Annotated in this window: 1 protein-coding gene; it reads left to right on the top strand. The window is 42.5% G+C overall.

The window, feature by feature from the left end; genetic code table 11:
* Nucleotides 1-324 precede the first annotated feature (324 nt).
* A complete protein-coding gene (locus ACH0QE_RS10155; protein ID WP_415800576.1) occupies nucleotides 325-1,761 on the top strand; it encodes a DDE-type integrase/transposase/recombinase in 1,437 nt (478 codons plus the stop codon).
* Nucleotides 1,762-2,151 lie beyond the last annotated feature (390 nt).

Genomic DNA, 2,151 nt, shown 5'->3' with positions numbered 1-2,151 from the left:
CCGAAATAAGTGAACAGGGAAACAGTGGTTAAAATGGCCAATGAGGCAATTTCGAATTTCACGTCGCGGTATGTGACGGAATCATCCTTGGTAAAATACATCAAACCGAAAATAAAAACAGATAATACGATAACGGTAATGACGATATCTACTTTTTTCATTTTTTACCCTCCAATTCTATAGTCGTATTGTCAAAACTTTTATAAGAAATAGGTTATAAAATCCTATGATAGAGGGCTTTTTAAGCAAAAAAATTGCCACCCCCTGAATTCTGGAGATAATTGAGGTTACCACACACCCAATTCCCAGAAAGGAAGTGACAAGTTGTACCCTCAAATTATAACCTATTTATTAACTTTTATTAAGTACCAAGATCAAATGATTCGAACTCTTCTTACGCTGCTTATCGGCAAGAATATGTTCGATAAGCCGAAAGAACAACCTGTGAATCAGCCTTATCGAAAGCTACAGGTGGATGAACTTCCAATTATCGAGCCACTACAAAAGCTGGATTATAAAATCCTCATGAAAGAGTACTTCGAGAATCACGGAAAGCTTCTTAAGCCCGTTAGGCGTCATGCCAATTCCAAAACATCCGTACCATCCAACATTTCCTGCCCAAAGTGTGGTGCTCCGGCAGATTACCTATATGCCAATAATGGAGGAAAAGGGCAGTACCAATGTAAGGTGTGTGCATGTATGTTCAATCAGAAAAACCAATATCTCAAAGAAGCCATCATGAAATGCCCGCATTGCTTGAAGACTCTTGAAAAAGTGAAAGAACGGAAAGACTTTGATATCTACAAGTGCAAAAATAATGTGTGTTCCTTCTATCAGCGCAACCTAAATGGACTTTCGTCCAAAGAGAGAAAACGATTCAAGGAGAACCCCCATGATTTCAAGATGCGTTACCTGTTTCGCCAGTTCCACATTGAATACAAGCCACTTTCTAAGGAATCACCTAAGAAGCCAAAAGTCGATCTTTCCAGGCTTTATGTATCGCCTCATACCCTAGGGCTCATTCTGACTTACCATGTGAACTATGGACTTTCCGCCAGGAAGACAGCTGCGCTCATGAAGGATGTCCATGGCCTGAATATCTCTCACCAAAGCATCTTGAATTACGAGAATAGCGTGGCTTTGCTTCTCAAGCCATATGTGGACCATTATCCTTATGAGCTTTCCGACCAGTTTTGCGGCGATGAGACGTATATCCGGGTGGGTGGTCGCTGGCACTATCTGTTCTTCTTCTTCGATGCGATGAAAAAGATTATTCTGTCCTATCCGGTCTCTCGTAACCGGGATACGCAAACAGCGATCCTGGCTATCGATGAGGTCTTGATGAAGTTCAAAGAAATACCAGAGGACCTGACTTTTGTCGTTGATGGAAACCCGATATATCTGTTGGCGCAGCATTTCTTCGGGCAACATGGAATATCATTCGACATCAAGCAAGTCATTGGCCTGACGAACGAAGATCCAGTGTCGACTGAATACCGACCGTTGAAACAGATCATCGAACGACTGAACCGGACCTTCAAAGGTAACTACCGCCAAACGCATGGGTTCGGTTCTGAGCAGGGATCCGTTTCCTTCGTGACGTTGTTTGTGGCGTATTTCAACTTTCTACGACCACACTCGGCACTAGAAGGAAAAGTACCGGTCCTTCAACCTGAGTTGCTTCAATTGCCAAATATGCCGGCAAGATGGGCCAAACTGATTGGTTTAGCTCAAGATTGGATTGAAGAGCAAACAGCCTAGCTTTTGTTTAGCAGAGCCCTTATCCAGCAGTCGGCGAAGCGAACTCTTGACAAACCGAACTTGCCAATGGTTTAAAATGGGGAAAACCAAGGGCTTATTTGGCATGCCTTCTTTTGTCCCCTTCGCCCTTGATGAACACTTCGCAAACCATTGGCGTGTTTGTCAAGAGCGATTGCGGCAGCATTTTAACAAGCTCAGTGAGAAATCCTTCACTCAGAATTGATTTTTCATAGAACTTTTGACACTACCTTTTCGAAACGGAAACATACAGCTGATTCAAAAGAGGCTGTACTCATCTTTCCGTTAACAACTGGAACCTTCGTTATAAATTTAAACCTTCCTTTATTGTAATCCAAAATATGATCGAGGGTTGTCATCCACTGACTTAGG

The organism is Mesobacillus sp. (assembly GCF_047739415.1).
In the GTDB taxonomy this organism is placed as follows: Bacteria; Bacillota; Bacilli; order Bacillales; family Cytobacillaceae; genus Mesobacillus.
Note: the sequence above shows the minus strand (reverse complement) of the source record. Positions and strands in the feature narration are given on the sequence as shown.